Source organism: Tianweitania populi (assembly GCF_014652875.1).
Lineage (GTDB): Bacteria > Pseudomonadota > Alphaproteobacteria > Rhizobiales > Rhizobiaceae > Tianweitania > Tianweitania populi.
Genome location: NZ_BMZQ01000001.1, coordinates 1,757,586 through 1,774,878 on the forward strand (window position 1 = coordinate 1,757,586; position 17,293 = coordinate 1,774,878).

At 61.0% G+C, this 17,293-nt stretch carries 17 protein-coding genes; 8 read left to right on the top strand and 9 right to left on the bottom strand.

The annotated features are described in order from the left end of the window. Positions 1-101: 101 nt before the first annotated feature. Positions 102-1,913 (top strand): DNA helicase RecQ, encoded by a 1,812-nt coding sequence (gene recQ, locus IE166_RS08570; protein ID WP_189503012.1) that lies wholly within the window; start codon positions 102-104, stop codon positions 1,911-1,913. Positions 1,914-1,927: 14 nt separating this feature from the next. Here recQ and queF read toward each other — a convergent pair whose 3' ends face one another. Both queF and IE166_RS08580 read right to left on the bottom strand, forming a co-directional pair. After that, positions 1,928-2,392, bottom strand: a complete 465-nt coding sequence (gene queF / locus IE166_RS08575; RefSeq protein ID WP_189503013.1) for a preQ(1) synthase — start codon at positions 2,390-2,392, stop codon at positions 1,928-1,930. A 42-nt stretch (positions 2,393-2,434) separates the two neighbouring features. Beyond that, complete coding sequence (locus IE166_RS08580; RefSeq protein ID WP_189503014.1) at positions 2,435-2,833, bottom strand: Fur family transcriptional regulator; 399 nt, start codon at positions 2,831-2,833, stop codon at positions 2,435-2,437. A 108-nt stretch (positions 2,834-2,941) separates the two neighbouring features. Between IE166_RS08580 and aztA the strand changes: the two genes are divergently transcribed. The 3 genes from aztA to aztC are packed head-to-tail and all read left to right on the top strand — an operon-like array spanning position 2,942 to position 5,675. Further along, positions 2,942-3,757, top strand: coding sequence for a zinc ABC transporter ATP-binding protein AztA (gene aztA / locus IE166_RS08585; protein WP_189503015.1), 816 nt, complete (start codon positions 2,942-2,944; stop codon positions 3,755-3,757). Between the two features lie 8 nt (positions 3,758-3,765). Then, complete coding sequence (aztB, locus tag IE166_RS08590; RefSeq protein ID WP_385965147.1) at positions 3,766-4,632, top strand: zinc ABC transporter permease AztB; 867 nt, start codon at positions 3,766-3,768, stop codon at positions 4,630-4,632. A 32-nt stretch (positions 4,633-4,664) separates the two neighbouring features. After that, on the top strand, positions 4,665-5,675 hold the full coding sequence (aztC, locus tag IE166_RS08595; protein ID WP_189503016.1) for a zinc ABC transporter substrate-binding protein AztC: 1,011 nt from the start codon (positions 4,665-4,667) through the stop codon (positions 5,673-5,675). A gap of 109 nt (positions 5,676-5,784) precedes the next feature. Here the strand turns inward: aztC and IE166_RS08600 are convergent, their stop codons facing one another. Next, positions 5,785-7,128, bottom strand: a complete 1,344-nt coding sequence (locus tag IE166_RS08600) for an aminotransferase-like domain-containing protein (RefSeq protein ID WP_189503313.1) — start codon at positions 7,126-7,128, stop codon at positions 5,785-5,787. Between the two features lie 149 nt (positions 7,129-7,277). Here IE166_RS08600 and IE166_RS08605 point away from each other — a divergent pair, with 149 nt between their 5' ends. Together IE166_RS08605 and IE166_RS08610 are read left to right on the top strand one after the other, a co-directional pair. Continuing rightward, positions 7,278-8,138: a DMT family transporter gene (locus tag IE166_RS08605; RefSeq protein ID WP_189503017.1), complete on the top strand. Its 861-nt coding sequence runs from the start codon at positions 7,278-7,280 to the stop codon at positions 8,136-8,138. 90 nt (positions 8,139-8,228) lie between these two features. After that, entirely contained in the window at positions 8,229-9,854 is a 1,626-nt protein-coding gene (locus tag IE166_RS08610) for a Na+/H+ antiporter (RefSeq protein WP_189503018.1), read from the top strand. Between the two features lie 99 nt (positions 9,855-9,953). On the opposite strand, the gene IE166_RS08615 is transcribed toward IE166_RS08610, so the two are convergent. Next, positions 9,954-11,060: a cytochrome-c peroxidase gene (locus IE166_RS08615; protein ID WP_189503019.1), complete on the bottom strand. Its 1,107-nt coding sequence runs from the start codon at positions 11,058-11,060 to the stop codon at positions 9,954-9,956. A 453-nt stretch (positions 11,061-11,513) separates the two neighbouring features. On the opposite strand from IE166_RS08615, the gene IE166_RS08620 reads away from it, so the two are divergent. After that, positions 11,514-11,948 (top strand): DUF983 domain-containing protein, encoded by a 435-nt coding sequence (locus IE166_RS08620; protein ID WP_189503020.1) that lies wholly within the window; start codon positions 11,514-11,516, stop codon positions 11,946-11,948. Positions 11,949-12,026: 78 nt separating this feature from the next. Here the strand turns inward: IE166_RS08620 and IE166_RS08625 are convergent, their stop codons facing one another. Continuing rightward, positions 12,027-12,314, bottom strand: coding sequence for a hypothetical protein (locus IE166_RS08625; protein ID WP_189503021.1), 288 nt, complete (start codon positions 12,312-12,314; stop codon positions 12,027-12,029). 210 nt (positions 12,315-12,524) lie between these two features. Continuing rightward, positions 12,525-14,639 carry a catalase gene (gene katE, locus IE166_RS08630; RefSeq protein WP_189503022.1) on the bottom strand — a complete coding sequence of 705 codons (2,115 nt, stop codon included), beginning with the start codon at positions 14,637-14,639 and terminating at the stop codon, positions 12,525-12,527. 161 nt (positions 14,640-14,800) lie between these two features. Between katE and IE166_RS08635 the strand changes: the two genes are divergently transcribed. Further along, a complete protein-coding gene (locus IE166_RS08635; protein ID WP_210312945.1) occupies positions 14,801-15,292 on the top strand; it encodes a YciE/YciF ferroxidase family protein in 492 nt (163 codons plus the stop codon). A 50-nt stretch (positions 15,293-15,342) separates the two neighbouring features. Here the strand turns inward: IE166_RS08635 and IE166_RS08640 are convergent, their stop codons facing one another. The 3 genes from IE166_RS08640 to IE166_RS08650 form a co-directional block, all read right to left on the bottom strand. Then, positions 15,343-15,702, bottom strand: a complete 360-nt coding sequence (locus tag IE166_RS08640) for a hypothetical protein (RefSeq protein ID WP_189503024.1) — start codon at positions 15,700-15,702, stop codon at positions 15,343-15,345. An 81-nt stretch (positions 15,703-15,783) separates the two neighbouring features. Beyond that, the gene (locus IE166_RS08645; RefSeq protein WP_244641367.1) at positions 15,784-16,413 is read right to left on the bottom strand and encodes a cysteine hydrolase family protein; all 630 of its coding nucleotides are present in this window, start codon (positions 16,411-16,413) and stop codon (positions 15,784-15,786) included. Positions 16,414-16,922: 509 nt separating this feature from the next. After that, a complete protein-coding gene (locus IE166_RS08650; protein WP_189503315.1) occupies positions 16,923-17,213 on the bottom strand; it encodes a Dabb family protein in 291 nt (96 codons plus the stop codon). Positions 17,214-17,293: the final 80 nt, after the last annotated feature.

Genomic DNA, 17,293 nt, shown 5'->3' on the forward strand with positions numbered 1-17,293 from the left:
GCACACCGCCTTCCACAAATTTGCGCGAACACGTCGCGCCGGGCGGCACGGTGAAATCTGCTATGAGGCAGGTCCACGCTGATTCCTTTTGCAGACCGCTTTTGACCAACTCCCCCCTCGCCATCCTGAAGACCGTTTACGGTTATGACGCCTTCCGCGGTCTTCAGGGTGAAATCGTCCAGCATGTCATCGAAGGCAACAATGCCTTCGTTCTGATGCCGACCGGTGGCGGCAAGTCGTTATGCTACCAAATTCCGGCTCTTGCCCGGCCGGGCATGGGTCTGGTCATCTCGCCGCTGATTGCGCTGATGGCCGATCAGGTTTCGGCCCTGCGCCAGGCCGGCGTCAAAGCCGCAGCCCTCAACTCCGATCTCGCCGGCGAAGACCGCTATGCCCTGTGGCGCGACATGCAGGACGGCAAGCTGGACCTGCTTTACATCGCGCCCGAAACCCTGCTGCGCGGCGACATCCTCGAGCGCCTGACCCGTATCCCATTGTCGCTGATCGCCATCGACGAAGCGCACTGTCTGTCGCAATGGGGTCACGACTTCCGCCCGTCCTATCGCCAGCTCGATGCGCTGGTCACCATGTTCCCTGACACGCCGCGCATGGCCCTGACAGCAACCGCCGACGAGCCGACCCGCGCGGAAATCCTGTCCCATCTTCAGATCGAGGAAGACGACGCCTTCATCGCCGGCTTCGACCGTCCCAACATCCGCTATGCCATTCAGGAAAAGGACAATCCGCGCGCCCAGCTGAAGCGCTTCCTGAAGGGCCACGAGGGTGAAAGCGGCATCGTTTATTGCCTGTCGAAGCGCAAGACCGAGGAGACCGCCTCGTGGCTGCGCGAACAGGGCTATGATGCGCTGGCCTATCACGGCGGCATGGACAAGGCCGACCGCGAAGCCAACCAGGCGCGCTTCCAGCATGGCGAAGCCATCATCATGGTCGCGACGATCGCCTTCGGCATGGGCATCGACAAGCCGGATGTCCGCTTCGTTGCCCATATCGACCTGCCCGGCAGCATCGAGGCCTATTATCAGGAAACCGGCCGCGCCGGCCGAGACGGCCTGCCGTCCGACACGATGATGCTTTACGGCTATGAAGACATCGCGCTGCGCAGCCGCTTCATCGAGGAATCCGGCGCGCCCGACCAGCGCAAGCATATGGAACGGCAAAAGCTCGACGCCCTGCTCGGCCTGGCCGAAACGCCAAGCTGCCGCCGCCAGGTGCTGCTGTCCTACTTCGGTGACCATTGCGAGCCTTGCGGCAACTGCGATACCTGCGCCGAGCCGCCGCAACTCTTCGACGGCACGATTGCCGCGCAGAAGGCCCTGTCCTGCATCCACCGCACCGGCGCGCGCTTCGGCCAGGCCTATATCGTCGATGTGCTTTTAGGCGTGGAAAGCGACCGCGTTTCTCAGCTCGGCCACGACCAGATTTCCACCTGGGGCATCGGCAAGGAATTGGACAACCGCACCTGGCGCGCCATCCTGCGCCAGCTGATTGCGCTGCGCTTCATCGATGTCGATTTGACCGGCCATGGCGGCTTGTCGATCGCCGATGGTGGGCGCCAGTTCCTGCGCGACAAGCCCACGCTCATGCTGCGCGTGCCATCCGCACCCCGCCCGGCCAGCGGTCGCGACAGAGTGTCGGGCAAAGCCGTTTCAACCACGATACCGGAAGAACACCGTGCGTTGTTTCAGGCTTTGCGTGAAAAGCGCTCCGAGATCGCCCGCACCCAAAACCTGCCGCCTTATGTGATTTTTCACGACAAGACGCTGATCGAACTTGCGGCGGCCCGCCCCTCGTCACGCGCGGAAATGGCGAGGGTTCCCGGCGTCGGCGAGGCCAAGCTCGATCGCTACGGTCCGGCCTTTTTGTCGGTCATCGCCGAACAAGCGGACCTGTAAGAAAGCGCTGTTTCTCAGCCGCGACCGCGATAAGGCGGCACGCCCTGTTCCGGGATCCACACGCCTTCTGGCGCCGCACCGCTTTGCCAGAACACATCGATCGGAATGCCGCCGCGCGGATACCAGTAGCCGCCAATCCGAAGCCAGCGCGGCTGGAGAAAGTCCACCAGCCGGCGCGCGATCGACACGGTGCAGTCCTCGTGGAAGGCGCCATGATTGCGGAAGGAGCCGAGGTAAAGCTTCAGCGACTTCGATTCCACCAGCCAGTCGCCGGGCACGTAATCGATCATCAGATGCGCGAAATCCGGCTGACCGGTCATCGGGCACAGCGAGGTGAATTCCGGCGCGGTGAAGCGAACGACATAGGAAACGTCGGCCTGCGGATTGGCCACCCGTTCAAGTTCCGCCTCTTCCGGGCTTTGCGGCAACGTCGTCGCGCTGCCCAACTGCTTGAGATTGTCGTAGATCGTTTCGGTCATCGAATTCGTTTCGTTATGCGCTTTATGCGCGAAGCGGCGCTTTTACGCCGCCAGACAGTTCGCGCAAGTGCCACGCATCTCGATCGTCGTCTTGGACAAACGGAAAGCATGGTCCTTCGACCAACCCTTCAACCGCTCTTCCACCACCGCATCGCAGAACTCGTCAACCCGTCCGCAAGTGTCGCAGATGCCGAAGGCGATCACCCCATGCTTGTGGTCGTGCGAGTGGGTGCAGGCAACAAAGGAGTTGATGCTTTCCAGCCGGTGCACCAGCCCGAACTCCATCAGCTTGTCCAACGCCCGGTAAACCTGCAGCGGCGCGCGAAAGCCTTTGTCGCGCAGCTGGTCGAGCAGCGAGTAAGCGCTGAGCGGGCCTTCGGTATGCGAAAGCACGTCCAGCACGAGCGACTGGTTCTTCGTCAGTTCCTGTGCGTGAACCATTCTCTCATCATTCCCGTTTGACAGCGCATCGATCATCAATGTAATAACATCACATCGACCTGATCTCAAGGCCGACGATCTTTCTAAGCGCGGGATATTCCCTGTTCGATGGCCGAAGCCTGTATCACATTTAGCGATCTGACGCTCGGCTACAACAACCACCCTGCGGTTCATCACCTCACGGGTACGGTAGCCAAGGGTTCCCTGACGGCGATCGTCGGCGCCAACGGATCGGGAAAATCGACGTTGATGAAGGGAATTGTCGGCGTTTTGAAGCCGATTTCCGGCAAAGTCGCGGTAAAAAGCGGCAATCGCATCGCCTATTTACCCCAACAATCGGAACTTGATCGGTCATTTCCGGCGCGTGTGGTGGATCTCGTGTCACTCGGTTTATGGCCCCGACGCGGACTGCTTGGCCGCTATCGTCCCGAAGATTGCGATGCCGTATCGCGCGCTTTGGTCGCGGTCGGCCTCGCAGGTTTCGAGAAGCGGCCGATCGATACCCTGTCTGGCGGACAGTTGCAGCGCGCGCTGTTCGCTAGAGTTCTGGTGCAGGACGCCGACCTGATCCTGCTCGACGAACCCTTCAACGCCATCGACATGAAGACGCTGAGCGACCTGATCGCGCTCATCAAGCGCTGGCATCAGGAAAGCCGCACGATCCTGGTCGTGGCGCATGATTTCGACCTCGTGCGCGAGCATTTCCCCCAAGCTCTTCTCTTGGCCCGCCAGCCCGTCGCCTGGGGCGACGCCCGCAAGACGCTGGCGCCCGAAAACCTGCTGCGCGCGCGCCAATTCCATGAAGCCTGGGATGAAACCGCCCCTTGGTGCGGCCCGGACGATGCTCACAGCCACCATCATGACGGCGAGCATCATCACCATCATGACCATGCGCCCGATGCGATCCACAAGGGAGCCGCATGATGGATGCTATGTACCAAGCGCTGCTCGCCCCCTTCATCGACTTCGCCTTCATGCAGCGCGCACTCGCCGGCTCGCTGCTGCTGTCGCTGGCCTCATGCCCGGTTGGCGTATTCCTGATGGTGCGCCGCATGAGCCTGACCGGCGACGCGATGGCGCATGGCATTCTGCCGGGTGCCGCGGCTGGCTTCCTGCTGTTCGGCCTGCAGATCGTGCCAATGACGATCGGTGGCTTGATCGCCGGCATGGTGGTTGCGTTGGGGTCAGGTGCCGTTGCCCGCTTTACCGTGCAGAAGGAAGACGCCTCCATGGCGGCCTTCTATCTGATTTCATTGGCAGTCGGCGTCCTCATCGTGTCGCTGCGCGGCTCCAGCGTCGATCTCATGCATGTGCTGTTCGGCACGGTCCTCGCCTTGAATGATGCCGCTTTGACTTTGATCGGCCTGATCAGCGTCGTGACGCTGGTAGCGCTCGCCATCTTCTGGCGCGCACTGGTAGCCGAATGCATGGACCCGCTCTTCCTGCGCTCGGTCTCGAAGCTTGGCACGCCCGTTCATTTCATCTTCCTGGCGCTGGTCGTGCTCAACCTCGTTGGCGGCTTCCAGGCTCTCGGCACGCTTCTGTCCGTTGGCCTGATGATGCTACCCGCCGCCGCCGCGCGCTTCTGGACGGTGCGCGTCGAGCCGATGTGCCTGCTCGCAACCGCGATCGGCATGTCATCCTGTGTGTCTGGGCTTTTGCTGTCCTACCATTTCTCGCTGCCTTCAGGGCCTGCGATCATCCTCTCGGCCGGCGTGGTGTACCTCGCCTCGATCCTGATCGGATCACGCGGCGTGCTCAGCACCCGCAACCGGCCAAGCCGTCACCGCACGGCCTGAACACCTCCCCCTCGCACTCAAGGAGTACCCACATGCTCAACCTCATGCGTCTCGCCAGCTTTGTGAGTGTTATAACATTAATGCCCGCTGCAATGGCCTCGGCGTCCGCCGAGAACCTCAAGGTTGTCGCCAGCTTCTCCATCATCGCCGATCTCGCAAAGAATGTCGGTGGCGACCGTATCGACATCACGACGCTGGTGGGCCCAAACGGCGACGCGCATGTTTACGAGCCCAAGCCGGTGGATGCGGCAGCAGTTGCTGATGCGGATGTCGTGCTCGTCAACGGCCTCCAATTCGAAGGCTTCCTGCAGCGCCTCGTCGATGCCAGCGGCACAAAGGCACCGGTGGTCGAGCTGACCAAAGGCGGCGATGTCCTCAAAAATGAGGGAGAAGAGCATCATCATGATGCCGGCGAGGAAAAGGAAGAAGGCGAAGGCCATGATCACGCCGCTGGCGGGCAAGAGCACGATCATGAGCACGACCACAGCCATGCCGGCCATCACCATCATGGCGAGTTCGATCCGCATGCCTGGCAGTCGGTCGGCAATGCCGAAACTTACGTGAAGAACATCGCGGATGCGCTCTGCGCCGCCGACAAAAACGGCTGCGACACCTACAAGAGCAATGCGGACGCCTATCAGGCCAAGCTTCAGCAGCTCGACGCCGACATCAAGGCAAGCGTCGCCTCGATTCCGCAGGACAAGCGCACGATCATCACCTCGCATGACGCGTTCAACTATTTCGAACATGCCTATGGCCTGACCTTCCTTGCGCCGGAAGGCGTGTCGACGGAGTCGGAAGCGTCAGCAGCCGATGTTGCGGCCCTGATCAAACAGGTTCGCGAAGACAAGGCGTCAGCAATCTTCGTGGAGAACATCACCAATCCGCGCTTGGTCGAGCAGATCGCATCCGAGACCGGCATCAAGGTTGGCGGCACGCTCTATTCCGATGCGCTGTCCGACGCTTCAGGCCCGGCTTCCACCTATATCGACATGATGAAGCACAACGCCGAAACGATCAAAGCCGCCATTTCCGGCAGCTGATCGGCACCCGGTCGTCGTAGGCGGCTCCGGACAGACACAACGACGAGCAGACAACACCTGCGACCGACAGCATCCGGTCCGTCCATCTGGCGGGCCGGATGTTTCTGTTTCACAGCGATCGTCTGAGGACTTCGATCGCCCGGCTGTCCATTTGCGCCACGTTGAAGCGCATTAGGTCCGGCGCTGAGAGTGCAACGCTGAAGACATTACCCGGCGCCAGAACCACGCTTTCGCGCAAGGCTGTTTTGGCGAGATCGGCGGCGTCACGACCATACGGCAGTCGGCACCAGAGGTAATAACCGCCGCGCGGCTCCACCCACGGCCGGATGCCCATTGCCTCCAGCACCGCCGCCGCCTCGCGCCGTCGTTTGGCCAGCCGCGTCCGCAGGGCCGCAATGTGCTTGCGGTAACTGCCGTCGCTCAGCACGGCAGCGATGATCTCGGCTGCAATGGGACTCGGACCACCGAAGGCCGTCGCGACCTGAAGATCGATCAGCCCTTCGATCCAATCCGGCCGCGCAGCGATAAAGCCGCAACGAACCGATGCCGACAGTGTCTTGGAAAAGCTGCCGATGCGGATCACCCGCGACAGACCATCAAGCGCCGCAAGGCGAGCCGCTGGTTCGATCTCGAAGTCGGCAAAAATATCGTCTTCAATGATCGTCAGATCATGCGCCGCGGCGAGCGTCAGGACCTTGTGCGCCACTTGCGGCGAAAGGGATGCGCCGGTCGGATTGTGGATGGCGGAGTTGGTGACGTAAAGGCGCGGCCGGTGCGTGGCCAGCGCCTCAGCAAACCGTGCGACGTCCGGGCCGCTCGCCGTATAGGGCACGCTGACGACGTTGACCCGGTGCGCGCGCAACAAAGCCTGGAAGTTGAAGTAACAGGGATCATCGAGCAGCACCGTGTCGCCGGGCTGAAGCAGGAAGCGGCACAGAAGATCGAGTGCCTGCGTGCCGGAGCCGGTCAGCAGGATCTGATCGGGAGCGGCATCGATGCCTTCTTCAACCATTTGCCGCGCAAGGATCCGTCGCAGAGCGGGCGAGCCCCGCGTCGATCCGTAGTCGGCGAGGATCGCGGCATCGGCGCGGGCAAGACTACGCATCGCCTTGCGCACCGGCTCGTGCGCGAGCCAGTCAGCCGGCAACCAGCCACAGCCCGGCTTCAGGATTTCAGGCGCCGCATCGAGCGACTGGCGCGACACCCAGAACGGGTCGATCTCGCGATCGAGGCGCGGCTCCACGTCGGCTAGCGCCAAGGGCGGCAGGGAGCCAGCAACCGTAAAGCCCGAGCCCGGCCGCGACCGGATCAGCCCTTCGGCTGCAAGCCGGTCATAGGCCTCGACAACGGTGGAAGGCGACACCTGCATGGTCTTGGCGAGTGCGCGAATGGACGGAAGCTTCTCGCCCGCTGTCAGGCTGCGCGCCCCCATGCGGCGACGGATCTCCTCCATTACCGCGCCGGTGCGGGTTGTTCCTATCGATGCCGCCAACTGTGTCGCCTTCCGCACCCATACAGTTCATCCTCACTGTACTGAACTGTCTCTGCCGAAGCCAGTGCGTTCCCGCTACGTCGGAAGTCCTCGAAAGCGCGGCAGGCATCATGGAACGGACAACACAAGGCTGGGGCAGCGGTCTCATCGGCGTCATCATCTTCAGCGGCTCGTTGCCGGCGACCCGCGTTGCCGTCAGCGGCTTCACGCCATTGTTCCTGACGTCCGCCCGTGCCGTCATCGCCGCTGTGCTGGCCGGAGCTCTTCTTCTTGCCTTTCGCCAGAAGCGGCCAACGTCACGCGATCTCCGTTCGCTCGCAACGATCGCGCTTGGCGTCGTAGTCGGCTTTCCGCTTCTCACGGCGCTTGCGCTGCAACACATCACCTCCGCGCACTCGATCGTCTTTATCGGGCTTCTGCCGCTCGCCACCGCCACATTCGGCGTGCTGCGCGGTGGGGAACGACCTCGGCCGGCTTTCTGGCTGTTCTCAATCCTCGGTGCGGCCTCAGTTGCAGGCTTTGCTCTCAAACAAAGCGCAAGCGCGTCCCTGACCGGCGATCTGCTGATGATCGGTGCCGTGCTTTTGTGTGGCCTCGGCTATGCGGAAGGCGCCACCCTGTCGCGCCGTCTCGGCGGCTGGCAAGTCATTTCCTGGGCGCTGATCACCGCCCTTCCCGTCATGGCCATTCTCGCCTTTGCCACCCTGCCTGAAAGCTGGAACCAGATCGGCGAACCGGCATGGCTTGGCCTCGCCTATGTATCTGTCTTCAGCATGCTGATCGGCTTCATCTTCTGGTATCGCGGGCTGGCGCTTGGCGGCATTGCAGGGGTAGGACAGCTGCAGCTGCTGCAGCCCTTCTTCGGCCTCGCTTTGGCTGGCATCCTGCTCGGCGAACCCGTCGCCTGGTCGATGATCGCGGTGACCGCCTTCGTGGTGTTCTGCGTCGCCGGTGCGAAGCGCTTTGCGTAAGCAGACCAACCGCTGATTTTTCCGTCCATGCAGTTGATCCGTTCGGCATGAGGGGTCAAAAAGGCGCAATCCCCAGAACCGGAATGCGCCTTGCAAAACGTCACCATCATCCTCGTTCTGCTTCTGGCGGTGATCGTCAGCGGCATCCTGTCCAGGGTGGTCCCTATCCCCCTGCCGCGCCCCCTATTTCAGATTGCACTGGGTGCCGTCATTGGTCTGGTCGCGGACTGGCGGGTTACGCTCGATCCCGAACTGTTCTTCCTTCTGTTCCTGCCGCCGCTCCTGTTTCTCGATGGCTGGCGCATCCCGCGCGAAGAGCTGTTCAAGGACGGCAAGGCCGTTCTTGGGCTAGCGCTTGGTCTCGTCGTGTTCACCGTGCTTGGCATGGGCTTGTTCATCAACTGGTTGATCCCGTCGATGCCGCTGGCCGTCGCCTTCGGCCTTGCCGCCGTGATCTCGCCCACCGACCCGATCGCCGTTTCGGCCATCGCCCAGCGCGTGTCGATCCCCAAGCGCATGATGCACATCCTGGAAGGCGAGTCGCTGTTGAACGACGCGTCCGGCCTTGTCTGCCTCCGCTTTGCCGTTGCCGCCGCGCTGACCGGCGCCTTTTCGTTGCAGGAAGCAGCGATGAACTTCCTTTGGGTGGCGATCGGCGGCGTTGTGGTGGGCGTCGGACTAACCTGGTGCGTGGCACATGCCAAAAGCTTCATCTCGCACCGCTTCGGCGAAGATTTCGGCTCGCAGATCCTGATCAGCCTGCTGATCCCGTTCGGCTCCTACCTCCTGGCCGAACACCTGCATTGTTCCGGCATCCTTGCCGCAGTTGCCGCCGGCCTGACGATGGGCTTCGTGGAAACCACCGGTGACCTCCAGGCAACCACGCGCATCCGCCGCAACACTGTATGGGACACGATCCAGTTTACAGCCAACGGCATCATCTTCGTGCTTCTCGGCGAGCAGCTACCGGGCATTTTAGATGGCGCGGCCGAAACCGTTCGATTGACGGGCCATCATGAGCCGTGGTGGCTCGCTGTCTATATCCTCGCGATCAATATCGGCCTGGCTTTGCTCAGGTTCTTGTGGGTCATGGTATGGATTCGCATCACGCTTAATCGCGGGGAAGGAAAAGCGCCGACGCCGTCTTGGCGCCTCATCACCGCCATGTCGCTGGCCGGCGTGCGCGGCGCCATCACGCTCGCCGGTGTGTTGACGCTTCCGCTGGTCATGAATGACGGCTCCCCCTTCCCGGCACGCGACCTCGCGATCTTCCTGGCCATGGGCGTCATCATCGTTTCGCTGATTGCCGCCAGCATCGGCCTGCCGCCGCTTCTGAAAGATCTGAAAATGCCGGAGGAGCATGGCCACGCGGCCGAAGAACATGCCCGCGTGGCGGCGGCGCGCGCGGCCATCACCGCTGTGGAACAGGCGGAACACGAAATGGCGGAGGGTCGGCATGATGCCGACATCTATGTCGCCGCGGCCGGACGGATCATGGACTATTACCGCCACCGCATCGAACGTGGCGAAGCGGATGTGGAAGACGCCAAGACCATCCAGCACCGCGAAAAGATCGAGCGCGATTTGGCTTTAGTCGCCCTTCAGGCAGAGCGCCGGGAGATCTACCGCATGGTGCGCCGCCGACGCCTCGGCAGCGAAGCGGCCCGAAAGCTTGTACGCGAACTCGATCTGCTCGAAGCGCGCTTCGGCACCTGACGCGCCAGACGCACTTCAAGCTGAAAACACAGACAAGAACGGCGGCGCCTTCAACAAGCGCCGCTGCTCTTCTTTCATTGCGAGACAGGTGCCTGCGTCTCAACCGCCGCTGTTAACCACCGCCGCTGCCGGGGTCATCAGCTCAGGACGTGGTGTGCCCGGCGCGTTTGGCGGTAGCATCGGATACGGGATCTGCGGCTGTTCGCCGGTCAGCGTGCCCAGGAAGGCGACGATGGCAGTGACATCCTGCTCGTTCAGGTCTTCGCCAAGCTGAGCGCTGCCCATGATCTCGACCGCCTGCGAGAGATCCCACACCTTGCCCGTATGGAAATAGGGGGCCGTGAGCGCGATGTTGCGCAACGTCGGTGAGCGGAAGACATATTCATCATCCGCCGTCGCGGTGACGGCAAAACGGCCCTTGTCGGACTCAGGTAGGATGTCGGCGCCCGGCCGTTCGACGACGCCGAACGGGAAGTAATCGGCACCACCGACATTCACGCCGTTGTGGCAGGATACGCAGCCTTTATCGATGAAAAGCCGCATACCCTGCTTTTCATGATCGGTCATGGCCTGACGATTGCCTTCCAAGTACTGGTCGAAGCGGCCACCTGGGGTGATGAGCGTCGCCTCGAACACCTCGATCGCACGCGTCACGTTCTCGAAGGTCACTGCATCCTGCTGGCCCGGGAATGCGGTCTGGAACGCCTTCACATATTCCGGCATGCTTTTGAGCGTTGCCAGCACGCGCTCCGGCGTGGCGTTCATCTCGACGGCTGCCTGGATCGGGCCGCCCGCCTGTGCCTTCAGATCTTCCGCGCGCCCGTCCCAGAACTGCGCGATGTTGAAGAAGGAGTTGAACACGGTGGGCGCGTTGCGCGGACCCTTCTGCCAGCCATGGCCGACCGAGGTCTCAAGCCCATCGACGCCGCCCATGCCGAGATTGTGGCAGGTGTTGCAGCTCAGAAGATGGCTGGACGACAAACGCGGCTCGAAGAACAGCATCTTGCCGAGCTCATACTTCTCGCGCGTGATGGCATTGTTAGCCGGTGCCGGCTGAACGGTCGGCAGCGCTTGGAAGTAGTTGATCGCATCGGCATGCAATGCATCGTCATCAAGCGTAGGCTTTGCAGTCTGATCCTGCGCGAACGCTATCGATGCGATGATGCTTGCCGCCGCAGCAAGTGCGATGACACGTGGGCTTTTCATGACGGTCTCTCCTGCCTCTGCGCGGGCAAGGACAAACTGGCTGCTCAGCGCAAGCATAGAACCTGCACTGTCCACACCACTTTGAGCATCGCTTGACGCGCTTGGTACAACAAGGATGCTATCTTCAAAACCATCGAAGACAAAGAAGTAATTCTTCAGTGCGACAATCCTGCATCTATATATAACACTACTGTGAAAAAGGATAAGGATACCGACTATCAGCGGAGACATGCTTGCTTTAAGATCCTTGATTTAGATCAAACAAGAACTTATAAGCCCTGCGAATTTGCTGATGCAGAAGCAGCGACCCAGGTAATTTCTATCGCAATCAACACTAAAGGCACTATCTTCAGGCCATGAAGTCAGGGAAAGCTTGGACATCTTGTCCATGCGCGCGACGGTCACAGAGGCTCGAAGAACAAACGCGCCTAGAGATCCGTCAGGAGATGAATCATGGCCGAAACGTTTAGTCCCACCACCAATCCTGCTCTGACGGGGATCAAGGGCCGCTGCCCGCAATGCCAGGAAGGCCATCTGTTTCGCGGCTTCCTCAAGCTGGCGCCGCGCTGCGAGATCTGCGGGCTGGATTACAGCTTTGCCGATACAGCCGATGGTCCCGCCTTCTTCTCCATGAGTATTGTGTCTGTCCCGGCGTTGGCCTTCGCGCTCTGGTTCCAGTTTTCCTTTGAGCCACCCTGGTGGGCGCATCTTTTGGTAACATTGCCGCTCACGATCATCGGCTGTCTTGCGCTGCTACGCCCGCTGAAAGGCTGGCTGGTGTGTTCGCAATATTTCCATAAGGCCGAGCAAGGCTCGATCGACCGACAATGGCATGCTGATGCGGTATCGCGAAGGGATGAGCAGGCCAAGGACGAAAGCAGTCTTTGAGGTCATACCGAATGCGCTGAGAGGTGCGAGGCAGACGTCCCAACAAAAAAGCCAGGCAAAAGCCTGGCTCGGATAGGGTCAAAGCAGACGAAACGGCGGCGCTCGCGGTCGCCCTGGATCGTGGTGCCGCGTGAGCACTACGGCGTCGCGGCCCTCTTGTTGAAGATCGACTGAGGCAAACAACGGGGCGGCACCAGTCCAGCCCTGTGCTTCCCCGTCGGTGAGCGCAGATGAAGCGAGATGGCAGCCTGCCGTGCAGCATGCCGTAACCTTGGCATGGTCGCCGCCGTTGTTGGATGGGGTCGAGCCCGGTCCGGTCGCGCATAGCGGATTGCCGAACATATCGAGCTGAGGCCCGAGCGGCATGGCAGTCGCCGTCCATACGGAGGCGCCCCATTGCAGAAGAAATACAAGGGCGACCAAAAGCGCGCCCCGGCGCTTTGAACCCATCGATCAGCAAGCCCCGCTTGTATGATCGTTTAGCATGTTAGCACTGTGTGATGAAGAAGCTGGGCTGCGACATATCGAAACCGGGAGGGATCGCGCCCCTCAAAGAAGCGCGATCCCGTGTCGATCTTAGAGCTTGACGCTCTTTTCACGCGCCCAAAGACGCAGCTTGCGGCAAGACTCGATGAAGGTATCAATCGCCTTGGAGCCTTCCAGCGCAATCAGGCCCTCATCGGCATCAGCCTGCACACCGGCCTTTGCCAGAAGCGGAGCGGCTTCCGGCGTAAACGCGATGAACTTGCAGTGTGCGAAAGCATCGGCAACGAAGTCGCGCGCTGCCGCCTCACCCACCAGATGCTCCGCACCTTCGGCCGAAAGAACGAGGGCGACCGCATCGAACAGCACCGATGGTCCGCCATCGATCATGTGCTTGCCGGCAATCATCGTGCCGTCAGCGGCCTCGACGCCAGTAACCTTGGGCGCAATGACTTCCATGATCGCGCCTTCCTTCTCGATGGCGCTTTGCAGCGTCTTCAAGAGCTTTGCATCCGCGCCATTGCTGACGAGAACGCCGACCTTGCGCCCCTTGAAGCTTTCCGGCCCACGCTGGATGATGCTGAGCGCCGGTGATGCCGCAAGATCATCACGCACCGGAACGGCTGAGTCAGCGGGCTTCGGCATGTCCTTGATGCCAAGCTTGTCGGCAACTGCCGCTGCCAGTGCTTCGTCGATGTTGAGAAGATGCGCCAGCATCCGCTCGCGGATCGCCGGCGTTTCCACCTTGCTCAGCTCAAAGGTCAGCGCCATCGCCATATGGGTCTGCTCATGCGCGGTCTGGCTGTTGAAGAACTGCCGCGCCTGGCTGTAGTGGTCGGCGAAGCTTTCTGCCCGCAGCCTGACCTTCGGACCTTCCTGCGTATCCGCAAAGGTGCGGAAGCCTCGCTCCGGGCTTTCGCGCGGACCGGCGCCCCACGAGTTCGGCTGGTAATTCACGCGCCCCGTGGGATTGCGCATCGCCATATGGCCGTCCTGCTGGAACGTGTGGAACGGGCATTTCGGCGCATTGATCGGAATATGCGTGAAGTTGGTGCTGCCCAACCGCTTCAGCTGCGTGTCGAGATAGGAGAAGTTGCGACCCTGCAGCAGCGGATCGTTCGAGAAGTCGATGCCTGGCACCACATTTTGCGTCATGAACGCGACCTGCTCGGTTTCGGCGAAGAAGTTGTCCGGCATGCGATCAAGCACGAGGCGGCCAACCGGGATCGCCGGCAGGGTTTCCTCAGGGATGATCTTGGTGGGATCAAGCACGTCGAAGTCGAAGCTGTCGGCGAAGTCCTGATCGAACAGCTGCAAGCACAGTTCCCATTCCGGGAAGTTGCCGGACTGGATCGAGTCCCAGAGATCGCGGCGGTGGAAATCCGGGTCCGCACCGTTGATCTTGACGGCTTCGTTCCAGACCACCGATTGCAGGCCGAGCTTCGGCTTCCAGTGGAACTTGACGAAGGTCGACTGGCCCTCGGCATTGACGAGGCGGAAGGTGTGAACGCCAAAGCCTTCCATGAAGCGGAACGAGCGCGGGATGGCACGATCCGACATGATCCACATAATCATGTGCATCGATTCCGGGGTCAGGCTGATGAAGTCCCAGAAGTTGTCATGCGCGGACTGAGCCTGTGGGAAGCCGCGATCGGGCTCCGGCTTCACCGAATGGATGATGTCGGGGAACTTGATGGCGTCCTGGATAAAGAAAACCGGGATGTTGTTGCCAACCAAATCCCAGTTTCCTTCCTGCGTGTAGAGCTTGACCGCGAAGCCACGAACATCGCGCGCCAGATCGAACGAACCCTTGGAGCCCGCAACGGTCGAAAAGCGCACAAAGGCGGGCGTCTTCTCACCGGCCCGCTGAAACAGGTCTGCACGGGTGTATTTGGCAAGCGACTCGTAGGTCTCGAAATAGCCGTGCGCGCCATAGCCGCGCGCATGCACGACGCGCTCCGGGATGCGCTCGTGATCGAAATGGAAGATCTTCTCGCGGAAGTGGAAGTCTTCGATCAGTGCCGGGCCACGCGGGCCGGCTTTCAGCGTATTCTGATCGTCGGAAACGGGCACGCCATGGGCTGTCGTCAAAACCGGCGTGTCGCCCTGCGCAGTTTGATGGAGCTCGCCGCCCTCGCCTCGTTCGAGTTTGAGATCGTGAATTGTAGCCGTGTTTTGATCGGCACCGCCGCGTGAACTCTTGGCCATGGGTCATCTTCCTTTGGCATATGGGACGCATTCCAACTGAGAAGACTGCTTCAGGTTCCTGTCTTGTTGGCATGAGAGGGATCTTTGCAAACGCATCTCACGCTGCGAGGAACAATCGCCGTGAAGCTCAGTTCTATGGCCACCAACAAGGAGGGCTACCCGTGGCTAAAGAGAAGACACTGAACGACCTGTTTCACGACACGCTCAAGGACATCTACTACGCCGAGCGGAAGATCCTGAAGACCCTGCCGAAGATGGCGCGCGCTGCGCAGTCCGCAGAGCTGAAGGCTTCGATCGAGAAGCACAAGGATCAGACCGAAGGCCAGATCGAGCGTCTTCAGCAGGTGTTCGAAATCCTCGGCAAGCGCGCACAGGGCAAGACCTGCGACGCGATCGAGGGCATTATTTCCGAAGGCGAGGAGATCCTGGAGGAGTACAAGGGCACTGCTGCTCTCGATGCCGGCATCATCTCCTCCGCACAGGCGGTCGAGCATTACGAGATCACCCGCTATGGCACGCTGAAGCGTTGGGCCGAGACTCTCGGTATGCAGGATGCCGCTGATCTGATCGATCAGAACCTGCAGGAAGAAAGCCAGACAGACGAAGATCTCAGCACGCTCGCCGAGACCGTCAACAAGTCGGCTGCCGCCTGAGGTTTGATCTCTCGTTAAAAAAGGGGGTGGCAGTGCCGCCCCTTTTTTGTTCAGCGCCAGATGCCGATACTGGCGAGCAGCACGACCGCCACGACCGCGATCAAGCCGATATAGATCAGCAGCGGCCGGTTGGACTTCGTATGCGTCGTATCGTCGAACGGGCGCATCGCGCTACCATGCGTGCTGGCATTGGCTCTCGGCAAAGACGAGGGTTGTTGAGCTGCCGCTGCCTCGTTGCTGCCGACAGTCGGCGCACTGCCGGCTTCCGCGTCCGTTTCCATAGGGCTGGCCGCCGGGTCGAAGCCGGCGACCTTCTCACCGGTCTGGCCCTTGTCGATGGCGCCCCTGACCTCGGAAGCCGAAGCGCCGTCGAACGTTTGATCGCGTCCTGTATCGCTGTTGGAAGGCATGAGCTGGTCTCCATCAATCTGACTGAACCTGCACCGCCCCATTCTTGTTCCTGACGCGACCATGCCATGCTGCCAGCTGCGTCAGGCTTCCCAGCTTTCCAGAACATCTTGCGCCTCGGCGACTTCGATCTGCTGGCCGAAACGGCCGCTATACAGCGTCAGCAACGCGTCATGCGATTCATCGGCAGAGCTGCACATTCCGTCGCTGATCACGATCACGCGGTAGCCGCGATCCACCGCGCCAAGCACGGCTGCCAGAACGCAGACATCCGTTTCGCCGCCTGACATCAGGATCGTATCGACTGAGGTTCCGCGAAGCATCGCGTCGAGCTTGCCTTCCGTCCATGGCGAATACACCCATTTGTCCACCACACGCGCCGGCGGAACATAGCGCGCAAGTTCAGGCACCAGATCGATCAAGGCGGAATCGAGTTGGTCGAGCGTCACGCTTTCCCAACGCTGATAATAGCGCTTCCAGGTACCGGCAGCCTGTTCGGCATTGGCCATGGGCACGAAGCGCGTAAAGATCGTCTGCTCGGCATGCCCCTCGACAATCCTGCTGATGGTGGGCAGCACCTTAGCCATCCATGGCACGGCCCATGGCGTTCCCGGCCCGAACAAACGCTGCATGTCGATGCAGAGATGAACGGCGTTGGAGCCGACCGGCCCATAAAGCAGCCCCGAGGGCTTGGAAGGCGAGGGGATGATCAACGCTGCTGCTCAAGGCAGGCGCACGCCACGCAAGCTTGGATAGGTTTGATGGTGTTTGACATAGCCGGCTCCAGATCTTGAGCCGACCCAACACATCGTCTTCCCGACGTGTTCCCTCAAAAAGCGCTTACGCAGGAGCGTTTTCTCGAAGCGGTGACGGACGTCTGGCATGAAGCGATTGCGCGTCGCGGCCGGCCGAATAGATCCGTTCAAGGATGTTGAAGGCAGCCAGCGCTCGCCCTTGAGGCAGGTTGTGCAAGGGCGATCCGCCCAGACACGCCGGCCCACCACTCCATTGGTCCCACACGATCCAGTTCCCGTTGGAGTCGCGACAGCAGGCGAACCGCGTTCCTTGTATCTGCGCTGGAGACTTCATCCCACCGACCCATGTGCCCGTTCGCCGCAACGAGGCGAAAGGCGGGCGGTTTCAAATGATGTCCTTTGATGGTTTAGCAGACCTTAAAACAGGAAGCTTGCGGGCGGCGCGCCGTCTGACATCGGGAAGAGCCCTATTCGCCGCCTCTCACATCAGCCGCGAAACGCTTCTCCCGCATCGGCTTCACCGCCGCAGTGGTGGCTGAATAAGTTGGATGCGCCTTGTAAGCCGCAAGTGCCGCCTCATCCTCGAACTCGGCATAGACGACGATGTCGATCTTGTTTTCGTAAAGATCGACCCGAAGATTTTCAGTGATCTCGAACACGCGCGAACCCGGGATCGTGCCGAGCGGCGCCAGACCGCGCTTGACCTCGGCGACGCGATCCGGACCTTCCGCCGTGAAAAAGACGATGTGGCGTATCAATTCCGTAAAACCCCTTGGGATGGATGCGGCACTTATCCCCGCTTCCGCGCGGTTGAGCAAGCGCCGATCCATTTATCCCA

Excerpts from the sequence above, each read along its gene's own strand:
- queF (WP_189503013.1), bottom strand. The coding sequence starts at position 2,392 with ATGACCGAAACGATCTACGACAATCTCAAGCAGTTGGGCAGCGCGACG.
- IE166_RS08580 (WP_189503014.1), bottom strand. The coding sequence starts at position 2,833 with ATGGTTCACGCACAGGAACTGACGAAGAACCAGTCGCTCGTGCTGGAC.
- aztA (WP_189503015.1), top strand. The coding sequence starts at position 2,942 with ATGGCCGAAGCCTGTATCACATTTAGCGATCTGACGCTCGGCTACAAC.
- aztB (WP_385965147.1), top strand. The coding sequence starts at position 3,766 with ATGTACCAAGCGCTGCTCGCCCCCTTCATCGACTTCGCCTTCATGCAG.
- aztC (WP_189503016.1), top strand. The coding sequence starts at position 4,665 with ATGCTCAACCTCATGCGTCTCGCCAGCTTTGTGAGTGTTATAACATTA.
- IE166_RS08600 (WP_189503313.1), bottom strand. The coding sequence starts at position 7,128 with ATGGAGGAGATCCGTCGCCGCATGGGGGCGCGCAGCCTGACAGCGGGC.
- IE166_RS08605 (WP_189503017.1), top strand. The coding sequence starts at position 7,278 with ATGGAACGGACAACACAAGGCTGGGGCAGCGGTCTCATCGGCGTCATC.
- IE166_RS08615 (WP_189503019.1), bottom strand. The coding sequence starts at position 11,060 with ATGAAAAGCCCACGTGTCATCGCACTTGCTGCGGCGGCAAGCATCATC.
- IE166_RS08620 (WP_189503020.1), top strand. The coding sequence starts at position 11,514 with ATGGCCGAAACGTTTAGTCCCACCACCAATCCTGCTCTGACGGGGATC.
- IE166_RS08625 (WP_189503021.1), bottom strand. The coding sequence starts at position 12,314 with ATGCCGCTCGGGCCTCAGCTCGATATGTTCGGCAATCCGCTATGCGCG.
- katE (WP_189503022.1), bottom strand. The coding sequence starts at position 14,639 with ATGGCCAAGAGTTCACGCGGCGGTGCCGATCAAAACACGGCTACAATT.
- IE166_RS08640 (WP_189503024.1), bottom strand. The coding sequence starts at position 15,702 with ATGCCTTCCAACAGCGATACAGGACGCGATCAAACGTTCGACGGCGCT.